The sequence below is a fragment of the Glaciihabitans sp. dw_435 genome, from assembly GCF_018449675.1.
In the GTDB taxonomy this organism is placed as follows: Bacteria; Actinomycetota; Actinomycetes; order Actinomycetales; family Microbacteriaceae; genus Glaciihabitans.
In genome coordinates, this window is sequence record NZ_JAAVUZ010000031.1 from 1 (window position 1) to 15,986 (window position 15,986).

Consider the following 15,986-nt stretch of genomic DNA (forward strand, 5'->3'; position numbering starts at 1 on the left):
GGGCTGCGGCAGCCGCCGTTTCTCCAGATCCGGAGTTTCGGCGGAATTGCGGCTAATTGCGGAGCTTTGGCGGGTATGAGAGCCAGAACTCCTTACGTGGCGAACGGTTAACGCAGTGAACGGCACCCCTGGGGGTGCCGTTCGCGTGGGGCCGGGGTTGCCGCCCTGCCGGGGTACCCGGCATGGCCGGCACCGGCTCTGTCGGGGTTACCCCACGACGGTGCAGAGGTACCCGGCGCGGAGTCCGGGGTCACGTGGCCCCGGGACATCCACTCTCCGTATGCAGGTGTTACGCGTCGACGTTTCCGCGCCAAGCGCCATCGGCGACGCCTTCGCCCTCGATGAACTCCTTGAAGTGCTTGAGGTCGCCCTTGATGACGTGGTTGTCGACTCCGAGGATGGCGCCGGCCTTCTCGACGATGCCGCTGGCCTCCCAGTCGAGCTGAACGGTGACGCGCGTCTCGCTGTCGCTGAGCTTGTGGAAGGTGACGACTCCGGCGTGGTTCTCGTCGCCGCCGGTGCTGTTCCAGGCGACGCGCTCGTCGGGGTGCTGCTCGGTGATCTCTGCGTCGAACTCGCGCTCGATGCCGCCGATCTTGACCTTCCAGTGCGTGAGGGTGTCAGACACCTGGTCGATGGACTCGACGTAGCTGAGGAAGTTGGGGAACGACTCGAACTGGGTCCACTGGTCGTACGCGGTGTCGACCGGAACGTTGACGTCGATGGTCTCGATTACCTGGGGCATGATTCTCCTTCGTTGTCTGTGGACGCGGCGGTCACAGCGTCGCCGTGGAGGCGTTTCGCTGTGCTCGCTGCGGATAGCCACGTTACGGAAGCATCGCTCGGTCACGTTGGGGGTTGCTTTCCCAGCTACAGGTGGGCGATTTAGGGGGCCGCATTTCACTGGCGGAGGAGATTCTGTATTTGTGCGCCGGGTGGCGCGGTTCAGGTGCAGAATCTCCTCCCTGGGTGAAATCGCTCCGGCTTCTCCCCTGGCGACATTGCCCTACGTGCGGACTTTCGGCCGGATTCGCCCCTCCTAAGGAAGTTCTTCGGGCTCTGGCGCGAGTTCTCCTGATCTAGAGAACGGCAAAGGACGCAGGGGGCGGATGACCCGAGCTGCTGCACTCCGCGCCGCCGCCGCACCCGCTCGGCCGCCGCCGTACCTCGCTCCGCCGCCACCGCACCTCGCGCCGCCGCCGCCGCACCTCGCTCCCCTACTCCTCGTCAGCCCCGGAGAAGAACGCGACCGCGCTGCCCGGGGCACCGGCACCCAGCATCAGCTCGTGGATCGCGGCCGAGAAGACCGCTGCCTCCTCAGCCCTCAGGAACATTTGCTGCTCGAACGCCGCCACCGCGGAATCGATGTCAGCGGGATTGTCGATGATCGCCCGCGCCAGCTCCGAGCCGTCGAACATCGCGATGTTCGCCCCGTCGCCGGCAGGTGGCATCAGGTGCGCAGCGTCGCCGATCAGGGTGACGCCCGGGGTGTGCTCCCACCGGAACCCACCCGGCACCCCGAAGATCGGCCGCGTGACGGGAGTGGTCTCGCCGTCGGTGATCAGGGCGGTGAGACTCGGGTGCCATCCGCCGAATTCGGCGGCAACCCGGGCAATCGCGGAGGCGGGATCTGCGACGAAGTCGAGGCCGGTGAACCAGTCGACGGGGCGTGACAGCTGGACGTAGGTGTGCAGGATGTCTCCCGCTTCGCGGTGGGCGCTTATCCCCTGGCCGGGAGCGAGAGCCATCATCGTTCCCGGCCCAACCAGGGTCGCCGTATCTGGGTGGAGAGCGTCGACATCGTGCAGATAGGTCTCGACGTAGGTGGTGCCGGCATACTCGGGTGTGACGTCGCGGACGAGCGGGCGGACCTTCGACCACGCGCCATCCGCCCCCACGATCATCCCGGCGATGACTGATGTGCCGTCGGCAAACGTCACCTCGTGGCCGCCGGAGTCGAGCACCTCGACGCTCACGACCTTGCGGCCCCACTGAATTGTCTCCGCGGGCAGCGAGTCGATGAGTATCCGGCGCAGATCGCCGCGGAGGACCTCGGGCCGCCTGCCACCGCCTTCGTCGCCATCTTCGAACAAGACGGTGCCGTGCTGATCCAGAATGCGGGAGGCTTCGCCGCCCTCGTGGATGATGGCGCGGAACTCATCCGTCAGGCCGGCCGCGGCGAGGGCGGCCTGCCCGTTGCTTTCGTGGATGTCGAGCTGCCCACCCTGTGTGCGGGCCGCCGCCGAGGCATCCGCTTCATAAATCGTGACAGGGACGCCGTGCAGGTGGAGCACGCGGGCGAGGGTGAGGCCTCCGAGGCCCGCACCGATGATCGTGATGGGGGTGGTCATGATTGTCCTTTCGACTGGAACGGTGTTCCAGTACAATATTGGAACATCGTTCCAGATGTGTCAAGATGAACTTATGGCGGGCACAGGGCGAGGCGAGCAGGGCGGCGGCGAGCGGCGGACCGACGCCCTGTCGAAGGAGAGGATCGTCGACGCGGCGATCGCGATTCTGGACGCGCAGGGCGAGAGTGCGCTGACCTTCCGCGCGCTGGCCGCGAGCCTGGCGACCGGCGCCGGGGCCATCTACTGGCACGTGGCGAACAAGAACGAGCTGCTGCAGGCGGCCGCGGACGCCGTGATCACGCGCGTGGTGTCCGACGAGAGCACGCGGGAGGCGCCCGCCGCGATTCGCGCCATCGCGTCCGGGGTGTTCGACGCGATCGACGCGCACCCCTGGGTGGGCGGCCAGCTGTTGCGCGAGCCGGGGCAGTCTGCGGTGATGGAGATTCTCGAGGGGTTCGGCGAGCAGCTGGAGGGGCTCGGCGTTCCCGAGCGGGATCAGTTCAACGCCGCATCCGCCCTCGTCAACTACGTGCTGGGATCCGCGGGTCAGTTCACCGCGGGCGCCCGCATCAACCCCGAGGGGCTCGGGCGCACCGAGTTCCTCGCGAGGGTCGCCACTCGGTGGACCGAGCGGCACGACGCCGCCACCTACCCCTTCGCCCATCGAGCCGCGGCGCAGTTGCGCGAGCATGACGACCGGGAGCAGTTCCTGGCGGGCATCGACATCCTCGTGGCGGGCATTTCAACCCTCCGGTAGCCGCCGTCAGGTGGACTCGTGCGCCGGTTTTCACTGGCGGAGGAGATTCTGTCTCCGTGGGCCTGCCGACGCGTTTCAGGTGCAGAATGTCCTCCCTGGGCGAAATCCCACCCGCTTCTCCCCCAGCGTCATTGCCCTAGGTGAGGACTCTTGGCCGGATTCGCCCCTCCGAAGGAACTTCTGCGGGCTCTGGCGCAGATTCTCCTGATTTAGAGAACGGCAAAGGACGCAGGGGGCGGATGACCCGAGCCGCCGCACCTCGCCCCGCCGCCGTCGCCGCACCTCCCACGCCGGACTCTTGCCCCTGGATTTCACTAGCGGAGGAGATTCGGTCGAAATGGGCCGGGTGACACGTTTCAGATACCGGATCTCCTCCCCCAGTGAAATCGCACCGGCTACTCCCCCGGCGACATTGCCCTAGGTGAGGACTTTCGGCCGGATTCGCCCCTCCGAAGGAACTTCTGCGGGCTCTGGCGCAGATTCTCCTGATCTAGAGAACGGCAAAGGACGCAGGGGGCGGATGACCCGAGCCGCCGCACCTCGCCCCGCCGCCGCCGCACCAACCTCGCGACCCCGGACGCGCCGGAGGCCCCACTCATTGCGAGCGGGGCCTCCGGGTTACTTCTGGGTGGTGCTGTGGTTACTTGATCTTCACGCCACCCGAGTTGCGGTCGATCGAGTTGTAGCCGTCGAGCATGCCGCTCACGCGGACGGCAATTGTCTTGCCCTTCGCGCCGGCCGGGATCTTGTACGTGGCCTTCGTCGAGACCAGGCGACCGCTGACGTACCAGCGGTAGCTGATGACGGTGCCGTGCGTCCACGCGCCGACCTTGACGGCGACGGTCTTGCCCGCCTTCAGTGGGCCGTAGAACTGCGGAGACGTAGAAACAAGAGTTCCCAGACCCACGGCGCGGCTCCCAGCACTGAGCTTGGTCAGCGGTGTGTAGCCGGCCTTCGTGGCAGTGATGCTCACCGTCACGACCTTGTAGGCGTCGACCGGGCGCGGGGCGAAGGTGCTGCCCGTTGCCGCGGCGACGACCTTGCCGTTGACGTACCAGTGGACCGCGACGGAGACACCCGAGGTCCATACGCCCGGCTGCACCTTCAACGAAGCGCCAACCTTCGGCGTGCCAATGATGGTCGGGGTGGTTCCGACGATCGTCGCCGTGGCGACAACCGCGCTGTCAGCGCTGCGCGCCACGACGGGCTCGACGCCATCCGCGGATCCGGTGACCGCAACGGACACGGCCTTGCCGACGTCCGTGGCAACCGGCACGTAGAGCAGCCCGGTGGCACCGGCGACCGGCTGGTCACCCACGAACCACTGGTATCCGAGGTTCACCGAGGCCGGCGACCACGTTCCGGCATCGACCGTGAGGATGCCACCGACCACGGGTGTTCCGGCGATGGTCGGCGTGCCCGGGACGATGACGACGGGAGCCGGCGTCTCGGTCGGGGTGGACGACGGGGTCGGGGTCGCGGTGGGCGTTGCCGTCGGAGTCGCCGTAGGCGTAGCCGTCGGAGTAGCCGTGGGCGTGGCGGTCGGGGTGGCCGTCGGCGTAGCGGTGGGCGTTGGCGTAGCGGTGGGCGTAGCCGTCGGCGTGGCCGTAGGCGTGGCGGTCGGGGTCGCCGTCGGCTCGTCGGTCGGAGGCGTGACCACCGGGACAGGGCTGACAGCAGCATCGAAGATGTGCATGATTCCCGAGGTGACCGTGGTGGGCAGGATCACCGAGGTGATCGCCTTCGTGGGGTCAACCGCTGCCGGCACCGTCGCGAAAACGCGGGCGGCCGAGGCATCCTTCCCCGCATTTCCAACGTTGCGACCCGCGACCGAGATCAGCGTTTCGTTGCCGAAGGAGTTGCTGGCGGGGGTCCAGTCGGTGAACTGCACCTGCACGCTGGCCTTGGTGCCATCCGCGTAGACGACCGTCGCCGAGCCCTCGGACGGGCCGTTCGTAGCCAGACCGAGGAACGAGATGGTCGTCGCCTTCACACCGCCCATCGCGATGACCTGGCCGTGGGGGATCCAGTTATCCGGAGCCCCGGCGGGCGAGTTCGGCCACGTGAACGTGATGCCGGTCGAGCCGAACGGGATCTTCTGCCCCGGTGCCGCGCCCTTCGTGGCGAGTTCGTCACGCGAGAGCGAGTGGAACGTGGCATCCAATGTTCCCGTATTGCTGGCCGCGGCAGGCGTCGTACCGATGTTGTTGTACGCGTTCGCCTGAGCGTCGTAGGACGGCGGGATGTCGCTGGCCGCTGTTCCCCAGGTGCTGGCGGTCGCGCCCATCGTGTACGCGACAGTGCCGCCCTTGATGGTGAGGTCGTCCGTGTAGAAGGACTTGGTGCTCGCGGCACCGTTCACGACAGCGGTCTGGATGTAGCGGTTCGTGCTGGCGCCGGGAGCGTCAATCGTGATGTCGCGCGAGGCATCCGTGCGGTTGATCTCGACGTGGTCGAACATCGGCGAGGACGCCGAGAGCTCGGCTGTGCCGTAGACCGACGGGTAGAGCCCGATGTTGGCCCAGACGTACCAGGACGACAGCGCGCCGAGGTCATCGTTGCCGGGGAGGCCCTTGCTCGTGGTGTTGAACAGGGTATTCACGGCGCGGTCGAGGACGTCGGTCGCCTTGGCCGGCTGCTGCAGCCAGTTGTAGATCCACGGCGTCTGGAAGTCGCCCTCGTTGCTGAGGTAGGCAAACTTCGTGTTGTAGACACCGCGGTCGAGCTCGGTGAAGAACTCGTCGAGGTCAGCCGTCGCTGCGGCCGTGCCACCACGGGCGGCGATGAGGCCGGCCGTGTCCTGCGGAACGAGCCAGCCGTACTGGTAGCCGGTGCTCTGGTCGAACTGCGTGCGACCCGTGGAGTCCTCGCGGTTGCCGAGGTTCATGGCCGTGTCGAAGCCCTTGCGGCTGCGGGGACGGATGTCTCCGGTCGACAGGTCCATGAGGTTGCGCCAGCTCTGCGCGCGGGCCTGGAAGGTGTCAGCGATCTTGGTCTCGCCGAGGCGCGTGGCCATCTGCGACACCGCGAAGTCGGTGATGGCGTACTCGAGCGTCTGGGATGCGGACGCGTCGTTGTCGTTCTCGATGAAGCCGAGGCCTGCGTACTGCCACTGGCGGGCACGGTTGGCCGACGACGCCGGAAGGGTGCGCGTCTTCACCAGGGCAGCGAGCGCCGTGGTGCGGTCGTAATCGGTCGCGCCGAACGCATCGAGCTCGGCGAGCACGACCTCGAGGCCGTCACCCGTCATCTTCTGCTGCGATACGCCGTTGTGCGGCCAGTTCGGGAAGTCACCGGTCTGCGTGTAGATGTCGGTGATCGACTGCGCGATGTCCGAACCAATCGCGGGGAACGCGGTCGCGATGAGCTGCGCCTGGCCGCGGTACATGTCCCAGCCGGAGTAGGTCGCGTACTCGTGATGTCCAGCCTTCACGGTCTGCAGCTTGCCGTCGTAGCCGAAGTACTGGCCGTTGACGTCGTCGTAGAGGTTCGGGTGGATCAGCGAGTGATACAGCGCCGTGTAAAACTTCGTGCGCGAGTCATCCGTTCCGCCTGTGACGTTCACGCTGTTGAGCGCCGCCTCCCAGGTGGTCTTGGCTTCGGCGCGGACGACATCCGCCGTCTTGGTGCCGGTCTCGGTCGTCGCGTTGAGGGCGGCGTTGGCGGCACTCACGTACGAAATGCCGGTCTTGGCGGTCACCTTTGCACCCTTGGCGAACGACACAAATGCGCCGGAACCATGGGACACAGTGGATGTCGCGTCCGTCGCGCCTGCGGTCACGGTCGAGCCGGCCCAGGTCCCGGATGTCGTGATGGGCTGGTCAAACGTTGCGGAGAAGTAGACCGTGTAGACGCCGCCGGAGCACACCGTGCGCGTCGTGGTCTGGCCATATACCCGGTTGCCGTCAATGTGCACCTGGCTAGCGGTGGAACCGTTGTTCGAGCCGGCGACGTCAAAAATCAGGGTGGAGGACGACTTGTCTTCCGGGAAGTCGACGGTCGCGACACCGGTGCGGGGCGTGGCGGTCAGGTTGACCGCGGTGCCGTCGTTGAGGGCGACCGAGTAGTCACCCGGCTTGGATACCTCGTTGGCGTGCGAGAACGGGAGGTAGTAGCTCTTGATCGCGTCGGCCGGGCTCGTAGGCAGGGCGTCGTTGAGCGTGAGCGCACCGGTGTACGGAAGCATCGGGAAGTCGAAGGCGCCGTTGTTGTTCACGCAACCGGTGCCCGAGAGGCGGGTCAGTCCGAAGCCGCGCAGCTGGTCGGCTTCGTACTCGTAGCCACCGCCGTTCAGGGGACTGGCGCCGGTGTTGAACGTCGTCGGGTTGTACTGAACCATTCCGAAGGGAAGGGTGGCTCCCGGGTACGTGTTTCCGTACGCGGAGTTGCCCTTGTTCTGGGAGGTGTCGTTCTGCGTGCCGATGAACTGGTTAACCGCGTCGTACACGGAAAGAGTGCTGTCGGCCGCGAAGGCGGGAGCGGCGATGGCACTGATGCCCGAGCCGGCGAGAAGAGCGGTAAGAACGGTGAATACAGCCGCACGTTTTGTGCGGCTGGTTCGTCCCGTGGACGGACCAGTCAATGAATACCCCTTAGTAGCGCGAGTGTGACTCGTCTGTTGAGCCACGGACCGATGCTTTCAGCGGGGTACAAATTGCATGAGGCGCGTATATGAACGAGGTATGAATTAACCTCGCAGGTGCCGCCAAACGGCGCGTCAGTTAGCCGCTTGCGGCCCTACTTCCGCCACATTCCGCACCCTGCGGGCTATTTTGTCTCCGAAGTAACTCCTACGGCACAAGCCGCCCGCCCCGACGGCGCCGCCCCACCCCGACGCCCCGTTGCGCACTTTTTGTACCCCATCGTGTCCGCCACCTCGCCGACCCCGCCGGCCGCCGGCCCACCCCAACAACCCGGCCACCTGGCCAACCCGGCCACCACGTCCCGCCCCGTCGATTCACCCAGCCTGCAAAACACCATCACCCACGACCCACCGCCCCTGCTGTTTTTTACTAGCGGAGGAGATTCGGTTATTCCGTGGCGCAACTGACGCCCTTATGACCACATTTCCTCCGCTAGTAAAAAGCGGGCAAGGATGAGGAAGCTTGCTTTCGTCTCTCGCCAGGCCTTGGCGCGCCTTGTCACCTGCCTGCATCTCGGTGGCGGAGGAGATTCTGTCGAAAAAGTCCCGCACGGGGCACCGAACTACAGAATCCCCTCCGCCAGTGAAATCCGCGGCCCGTCTTTGACTCCACAGCGACCCGTCGTGTCGAGAATTCCACCGATGCGCTTGACGCGGCCCGCGTACACAGTGATCCGACAACGCTGCTGCCATGACTTCACAACTCTTGCAGGCAGTAGCAGCGAGCGGCCATCTCATTCCGCAGTCGACCCTCATCCAGCGCGGATTCACGTACTACCGAATCAATCAGGCCGTGCGCACCGGTCAGCTTGTGAAAGTCGGGAGCAGATGGGTCGCGACACCAGCGGCGGAGCAGCTGGCAATATCAGCAGTAGTACACGGAGGGAAGCTGACTGGGTCTTCAGCGTTGGCATCACTGAAGATCTGGGACACAGTCGACCCCCGCGTGCACGTGCTGGTACCCAGCAATTCGCACGGCACGCGAGAACCGGGGCGTCCGCTCGGCACCTTCGTTCCACCGCGCTTTGCCCCCACGGCCGTCGTTAAGCACTGGGGTAGCGAGAAGCACCCAAGCTCGCGATGCCTGCCCTGGCGAGTGAGCGTGTCAGACGCGCTCATCACTGTGGCCCGCACCGCCGCGCCGCACCAATTCGTCGCCTCTGCTGACAGCGCCCTTTACGTTGGCGCAATCACCCTTGAGTCCCTCATGCGGTTGGAGATGCTGCTACCGCGGGGAGTCCGCCGCTACCTCCGATTGGTGAACGGGCGGGCAGAGTCCGGGCTCGAATCAATAGTCCGAGTCTTGTGTCAGCCATTCGTGCGAACGATAGAAATCCAGGTCAGGATCCCTGGTTTGTCGGAACGCGGTGGCGTCGGTCGGCTCGACATTTTGATCAATGGATGGCTCAACATCGAGCTAGACGGCAGCGAGTTCCACACCACGCCCAGCTCAGACCGCCGACGCGACGCATACCTCGTCAGCCTTGGATACCGCGTGCACCGCTTCGGGTACGCGCAGGTCATCTATGACTGGCCGCGGGTTGAGGCGACAATCCGCGAACTACTGCGGTACCCGCCCCGTCAGATTCCTCGTCGATCCGTGTAGTCCGCGAACTCCACCTCGCAGCCGACCACTCCCTGCCGTATCCCACGGCAGAGTCGTAAGGTGTGTTCCACTCATCAATCTCGCCGACAGTTGGAGGCAGCAATGACCACGAAGATCACCATCATCTACGACAACCCGACCGACACCGACGCGTTCGAGAAGGGCTTCGTCGACTCGAAGCAGCTCGACCTCGCCCGCGCACTGCCCGGCCTCCAGCGACTCGAATCCTCCAAGGTCTGGCCCAAAGAAGACGGTTCGCCCACTCCCGCGCACCGCCTCGTCGACCTGTACTTCCCCGACTACGACACCGCTTCCGCCGCCGTGGCGACTCCGGCCGCTGGCGAGCTGTTCCCCACCATCTTCGGCATCGCCACCGGAGGAGTACGCATCGTCTTCGCCGACGTCGAAGAGTCCTAACCCTGGCCGGGCGGCGCGGCCACATCTCGCGCGGCGCCGCTTAGCCCTTGCCCATACGCGCGTCAGGACGCGCGGGTCCAGATCTCGTCGTCCGATCGTTCCCAGAGTTGGATGTCCCCCTTCGGGCCCAGCACATCGGAGAACCAGTACGTTTCGTCTGGCGTCCACCCGGCGAGCATCGTGTAACTCTCGGTCCCCGGAACGGGAATCGGCATCCCGGCAGTCACCAAGTGACCCCATAGAGACACGTGCACCGCGTCGTAATCGTCGGCCACGGCGGACCAGTCCGGGATCAACCACGGCCCCTTATGCCCAGTAGCCTGACGCCACACGTTCCGCTTCGATTCCGTCACCACGAGCGGGTAACGAGCTGCGAGGTCAGCCCACGAGTCGGCGCCGGTCACTTCGAAAACCCGCGCACTGCGCAGGATTTCCAGCTCCTGGACATTTGCTTCGTCCTCGTGCGCGCTGTCCTCCACGAGCCACAGCCCGAGCGTGCCTTCCGGCGTCACCCCCGTCGTCGAGGGAGCGCCGCTGGGATTCGGAATCGACCACCACTCGCCCGACCAGCTCCGGCCGTGCCGGCGATTGATTGCTGCGGATTCAGTCTCCTGCCGAATGACCCGCTTTTGCCACAATTGAACGCCCGAGCGGATGTCAGTGAGCTTCAGTTGCGGCGGATACTCGCGAATTCTCCAGAACAGGAACGCCTGGTCGTCGGACACTCCAGACGCCCACGAATCGGTCAAGTGGTTATCGAGCAGCGCCATAGCGATAGGAAGCAGCAGGTCCTTGACGGCGGGACGGGCAAGCAACTCGTCCCGATCATCTGGCTCCTGCCAATACATGCCCGACGCTGTCGTTTCCGACAGTGCGAGAAGCAGGTCCAGCTCCCCTAGGTGTCCCAGCGTTTCCAACGGGAACGTCGCCAAGGCGTCGAGAAGATCCGCCTCGGCGGTCGGACTCCGGCCAAATTGCTTAGCAACTTCCTCGTCCATTTCAGCTATGGAGAGCAGCGGCCTCAGGCTCTCCACCGCGGCGAGCGCCACTTCGGCGCAGATGCGCCGGCCCCGCGGAGCGCCGAGCAGTTCCCTCGCTCGTGCCTCGTTCACCATGCTGTCATCCCCTTGGTCGCCCCTCATCGTGTCAAACTTTCGCCGTCGATTACGACTCGTCCGCGCGAAGCGGCTCGAAGCACCTAATCCGACTCCACGGTGTGAGTCATAAACAACACTTCGAGGTATTCTCATGGAATGCGCGAATATGAGACTTTCTTGAACGACCGGACGTTCGCGGACGCCTTCATCGCCGCGTATCGTGGCCGGCACCTGCCCGCGGACGCCCTGTGGTGGCTGGCGCACCCCACCGAGATGTCTCCCTCCGGCGTCGCGTCGCCAGCCGAGAGCAGGGACCATCTGCAGGCCGCGGCCTTTTCCCGAGCGGGTGATCCCAACGCGCACCTCGCGCTGGAGCGGCTCGAACACGAGCTGGCGGCCGACCACGAAGCCACCCTCGCCGCTCTTGCGCAGGTGGCGGCATCCACCCGATTCAACGCGCTGACCACGCGCGACGAAGCCCCGGGCGCCCGGCCGCAGGCGCAGCCGCAGCCGCATAAGATCCCGGGATCAGCGGATGCCTCGGGCACCGAGCATCGACGGACCCGGGCTCCATGGTCGCGGGGCCGCTGGGGTTCGTGGGATTGGTGGGGCACGGGCGCCATCACCATCGCTCTCGTTGTCGGCGTCTGCTTTGGGATCGCGTTCTCACCCGCGCCTCCCCCTCGGGCGTTGATCACCGACGCCGGCGAAACCCGAACAACGTGGGGGCCAGCAATGGTCGAAGTTCTCAACCGCCCTCAGGTGGCCGAGGATGTGCCCACCGAATTCAACCTCGGCATCAGCATGATCCCCTCGTCGTTCCGTCTGCTCGCGCAGCGCGCCACGCAGTCGGGCGAGAACCCGGCGTACCCGGTGAAGGTGTACGTCGCTCGCGACACGAATGCATCACCCTGCCTCATCCTGTATGCGCTGGCGCTCAAGTCCGTCGGTGTGACATGCACGCCCGAAGCTGACCTCGGGCCATACGGCATGACGGTCTCGGTGCAGGACGCCGAGCACTACGTGACCTGGACATGGTCACCCGACGGAACCGACGAAAGCCAGGCGGGCGAAGTAGGCCTGTACGCCCCGGTGGAATAGCTCACGGCGGCTCGCACCCCGCAATTGCTCACGCCTGGGCACGAACCAGGGCCGCAATCGCACGCCTCACCATCCCTGCCTGCTCGGCGGACGAGAAATTGTTCGCCACATCAGGAGTTCGTACGAAATTACGTCCACATCAGGAGTGATCGGCCCTCCAGCGCGCAGAACTCCTTATCTGGAGAAATTGGACGGGCGGATGCACCGGGCAGGGGTGACCGGTGGCGGGCGAGCTGACTGGTGCCGGGCCGGGCTGACCCTGGTCGGCGAGCTGCACCGCCCCGAGGCATCCGCCCGCTATCTCGCCCGTTGTAGGCGAATGGGCGCGGCACTTCCGAAATCTAGGGTGGGCATGTTGCTCGAGGGCCCGCCGGAGGTGGGCTGGCGGTTTCGTGCCCGAGGGAGCCGCGCCAGAAAAGAATTCACAGCGCCGGCAGCCCGGCGCCGATTGATGGGTGTGCCCCATGGCCAAGAAATTCAACGGTGTAATCAAGCTCGATGTGCGCGACTCGGTGCCGGACTGGGATCCGTACCTGTCAGTCAAGGCGCCCGAGGGTGCGCCGAACGTACTCGTGATTCTCTATGACGACACGGGGCTGGCGGCCTGGTCGCCGTACGGCGGGCGCATCCAGATGCCGACCATGGACCGCCTCGCCAAGAACGGCCTCACCTACACCCAGTGGCACACGACGGCGCTGTGCTCGCCGACCCGGTCGACCTTCCTCACCGGACGCAACCACCACCAGAACGGCTACGCCACGATCAGCGAGTCGGCGACGGGCTTTCCGGGATACAACGGACACATTCCGCTCGAGAACGCGTCGATTGCGACGGTGCTTCGGGATGCCGGGTGGGCGACCTTCTGGGTCGGCAAGAACCACAACGTGCCGGTGGACTCGATCTCCAGCGGATCATCGCGCAAGGAATGGCCCCTGGCCCAGGGTTTCGACCGCTTCTACGGCTTCGTCGGCGGCGAAACCAACCAGTGGTACCCCGACCTCGCCGAAGACAACCGCTACATCGACCAGCCGTACTCGCCCGAAGACGGGTACCACCTGTCCAAGGATCTCGCCGACAAGGCGATCGGTCTGATCCGCGACACCAAGCAGTCGGAACCGGCCGAGCCCTGGTACCTCTGGTACTGCCCGGGCGCCAACCACGCCCCGCATCACGCGCCCCAGGAGTACATCGACAAGTACAAGGGCCAGTTCGATGACGGCTACGAGGCCTACCGCGAGTGGGTTCTCGGGCGCATGATCGAGCGCGGGATCCTGCCGGAGGGCACCGAACTGACCGAGCTCAATCCGATGTCGGAGGGCACCTTCAGCCCCGGCGACGCCGTCCGGCCGTGGGCGGAGCTTTCCCCCGAGGAGAAGGCGCTGTTCAGCCGGATGGCAGAGGTCTACGCCGCCTTCTCCGAGTACACCGACGCAGAGATCGGACGCATCGTCGATTACCTCGAGGAGTCGGGCCAGCTGGACAACACGATCATCCTGTACTGCGCCGACAACGGGGCATCCGGTGAAGGAAGTCCCAATGGCATGGTGAACGAGAACGTGTTCTTCAGCGGATACCCCTCCGATCTGGAGCAGAACCTCGCCTCGATCGACGAGCTCGGCTCCCCCGCGACGTACAACCACTACCCGACGGGCTGGGCCGTGGCGTTCTCGACACCGTTCCGGATGTTCAAGCGGTACTCGTATGCGGGCGGCGTCTCGGACCCGCTCGTCATCCACTGGCCGGCGGGCATCGGCGCGCGCGGGGAGGTGCGCAATCAGTACCACCACAGCATCGACATCGTGCCCACGATCCTCGAGTGCTGCGGCGTCACGATGCCCGAAACCGTCGCTGGGGTCGAGCAGACGCCGTTGCCCGGTGTCTCAATGCGGTACAGCTTCGATAAAGCGGATGCCCCGACCACGAAGCACACCCAGTACTACGAGATGCTCGGCACCCGCGGCATCTGGCACGACGGATGGACGGCCGTGGCAGAACACGGGCCGGTGCCCCTGGGGCGTGGACGGTTCGACCAGGACCGCTGGCAGCTGTTCCACACCGAGGTGGATCGGGCCGAAGCCCACGACCTCGCCGACGAGAACCCGGACAAGGTGAAGGAGCTCGTCGACATCTGGTTCGAGGAGGCCGAGAAGTTCAGCGTGCTTCCGCTGAACGACCTCGGCATCGCGGAGTTCATGAAGCTCGAGTACCACGCCCCGATTCCCGCCGACGGTAAGTTCATCTACTACCCCGGCACCACGGAGGTGCAGGAGGCATCGGCCGCCCGCACCCAGGGCGTGTCCCACAAGATTTTCGCCGATGTGGATTTTGCGGATGACACGGAGGGCGTGATCGTCGCTCAGGGCTCGCGCTTCGGCGGGTACAGCATCTTCGTCAAGAACGGGGAGCTCGTGTACGTGAACAACTTCCTCGGGGTTCCTCCGGAGCAGCGGGTGAGTGCACCCGCGCCGAAGTCCGGGCGGCATATCGTGGGGATCGAGTTCACCAAGACCGGGTCCGGGGAACACCTGGAGTCGCTCGGCACGCTGAAACTGCACGTCGACGATGAGACGGTGGCCGAGGCATCCATCCGCACGCAACTGGGACGCTATGCACTCGCGGGCGAAGGGCTGTGCGTCGGGTACGACAGTGGCGACTCGGTGAGTGAGGAGTACGGGCAGGACTTCCGGTTCACGGGTGGCACGATTCACAAGGTGCTGTATGACGTGGCCGATGACCTGTACGTCGACATCGAGCGCGAGTTCGGGGCGCGGATGGCGAGCGACTAGCGGGGTGGGCTGTGCTGTCGTTCGGGCGGCCGCGGCTATGGCCTGACGCGCGCCGCCCGGGCCCTCCGTTCGCCAGATCAGGAGTTTCGGGCAGGCCAGGCGGCCTGACGCGCACAACCCGGGCCCTCCGTTTCGCCAGATCAGGAGTTTTGGCGAGATTGCGCCCACATGCGGACCCGGGGTCCTGATGTAGCGAAAACTCCTTACGTGGCGAAATGGTGCGACCCCGGGCGCGCAGTTTCGCCGCCAGTGTCGGGCGGCTGCGAGGTATCCTCATGCCATGAGCGACTACGACGAGTTCCTCGCCAATCATGGCTTCGCCGACGCCTTCACGGCGGTGTACCGGGGTCCTCACTCGCCGGCGAACGCGTTGTGGTGGCTCGCGCATCCCGAGCAGGCTGCTCCCGACGACACCGCCAGCCCCGGTGCCGATCGTGCGCGGCTGCAGGGTCTGGCGTACTCACGCGAGGGCGGCGCCCAGGCGCAGGAGGAACTCGCCCACCTCGAGGAGCGGCTTGTCACCGACCGCGCGATCACGCTGGCCGCCGTTGCGGAGGCCCGGGATCTCATCAGGCCGGTGGCGCGGGGCATCGCACGCGTCGCCACGTCCGCCGGGAACCCCGGGCACGCCGGGCCGCCGGCGCGGGCGGCCGAATCGGTCGTCACACTCCGGGAGGACCCGTGGCCCGAGGCATCCGCCGCTCCCGCTGCTAAGCCACGACGATGGCGACTCGTGTGGGCTGCCGTGGGTGCCGTGCTGGTTCTGGCCGTTGGCGTCGGCATTGGATCGCGGATGACCCCGGCCGCCGTTTCGGCACCGGAGAGTTTCCCGGCGTCATCCTCGACGGCTGTCGCCGCGGCGGGGAATCACATGTTTGACGCCTTCGCCACCGAGCAGGCGTGGCGGGACACCCCGGAGCGGGCCATTGCGGGCACGTCCATCGACCTCACCACCATCCGCATGCTCGGCATGGAGGCCAACCTGCAGACCGCCGGCGAACACGTGATCTACGTCGCGCGGGACAACGCCGGCGCACCCTGCCTGATTGTCGTGCTCGGCAAGTCGTACGCGACGGCGGTCAGCTGCGTGCCCGAGGCATCCATTACCGTCAACGGGATATCCGCGTACGTTCAGGACGACGCGTACTACGCGGCCGTGACGTGGGCGGTCGACGGGACTGCTAGCTATTCGTACGGACAGGTCGCGTCGGCCCAACTCGCGAGTTAGC

The 15,986-nt window shown here is 65.9% G+C and carries 10 protein-coding genes; 6 read left to right on the forward strand and 4 right to left on the reverse strand.

What is annotated here, in order from left to right:
- Window positions 1-289: 289 nt before the first annotated feature.
- A complete protein-coding gene (locus HB677_RS17790; protein WP_213817079.1) occupies window positions 290-745 on the reverse strand; it encodes an SRPBCC family protein in 456 nt (151 codons plus the stop codon).
- 472 nt (window positions 746-1,217) lie between these two features.
- A complete protein-coding gene (locus HB677_RS17795; RefSeq protein ID WP_213817080.1) occupies window positions 1,218-2,351 on the reverse strand; it encodes an NAD(P)/FAD-dependent oxidoreductase in 1,134 nt (377 codons plus the stop codon).
- 73 nt (window positions 2,352-2,424) lie between these two features.
- On the opposite strand from HB677_RS17795, the gene HB677_RS17800 reads away from it, so the two are divergent.
- The gene (locus HB677_RS17800) at window positions 2,425-3,108 is read left to right on the forward strand and encodes a TetR family transcriptional regulator (RefSeq protein WP_213817081.1); all 684 of its coding nucleotides are present in this window, start codon (window positions 2,425-2,427) and stop codon (window positions 3,106-3,108) included.
- A 640-nt stretch (window positions 3,109-3,748) separates the two neighbouring features.
- Here HB677_RS17800 and HB677_RS17805 read toward each other — a convergent pair.
- On the reverse strand, window positions 3,749-7,690 hold the full coding sequence (locus HB677_RS17805; RefSeq protein WP_213817082.1) for a GH92 family glycosyl hydrolase: 3,942 nt from the start codon (window positions 7,688-7,690) through the stop codon (window positions 3,749-3,751).
- A gap of 1,414 nt (window positions 7,691-9,104) precedes the next feature.
- Between HB677_RS17805 and HB677_RS17810 the strand changes: the two genes are divergently transcribed.
- A complete protein-coding gene (locus tag HB677_RS17810) occupies window positions 9,105-9,356 on the forward strand; it encodes an endonuclease domain-containing protein (protein ID WP_213817083.1) in 252 nt (83 codons plus the stop codon).
- A 102-nt stretch (window positions 9,357-9,458) separates the two neighbouring features.
- On the forward strand, window positions 9,459-9,773 hold the full coding sequence (locus HB677_RS17815) for an EthD family reductase (protein WP_213817084.1): 315 nt from the start codon (window positions 9,459-9,461) through the stop codon (window positions 9,771-9,773).
- Window positions 9,774-9,835: 62 nt separating this feature from the next.
- Here HB677_RS17815 and HB677_RS17820 read toward each other — a convergent pair whose 3' ends face one another.
- Window positions 9,836-10,888, reverse strand: a complete 1,053-nt coding sequence (locus HB677_RS17820; protein WP_213817085.1) for a hypothetical protein — start codon at window positions 10,886-10,888, stop codon at window positions 9,836-9,838.
- Window positions 10,889-11,047: 159 nt separating this feature from the next.
- On the opposite strand from HB677_RS17820, the gene HB677_RS17825 reads away from it, so the two are divergent.
- From HB677_RS17825 to HB677_RS17835, 3 genes are all read left to right on the forward strand, one after another.
- Window positions 11,048-11,971: a hypothetical protein gene (locus tag HB677_RS17825; protein ID WP_213817086.1), complete on the forward strand. Its 924-nt coding sequence runs from the start codon at window positions 11,048-11,050 to the stop codon at window positions 11,969-11,971.
- A gap of 464 nt (window positions 11,972-12,435) precedes the next feature.
- Window positions 12,436-14,757: an arylsulfatase gene (locus HB677_RS17830; RefSeq protein ID WP_213817087.1), complete on the forward strand. Its 2,322-nt coding sequence runs from the start codon at window positions 12,436-12,438 to the stop codon at window positions 14,755-14,757.
- Window positions 14,758-15,037: 280 nt separating this feature from the next.
- Complete coding sequence (locus tag HB677_RS17835; protein ID WP_213817088.1) at window positions 15,038-15,985, forward strand: hypothetical protein; 948 nt, start codon at window positions 15,038-15,040, stop codon at window positions 15,983-15,985.
- The last annotated feature ends 1 nt before the right edge of the window (window position 15,986 follow it).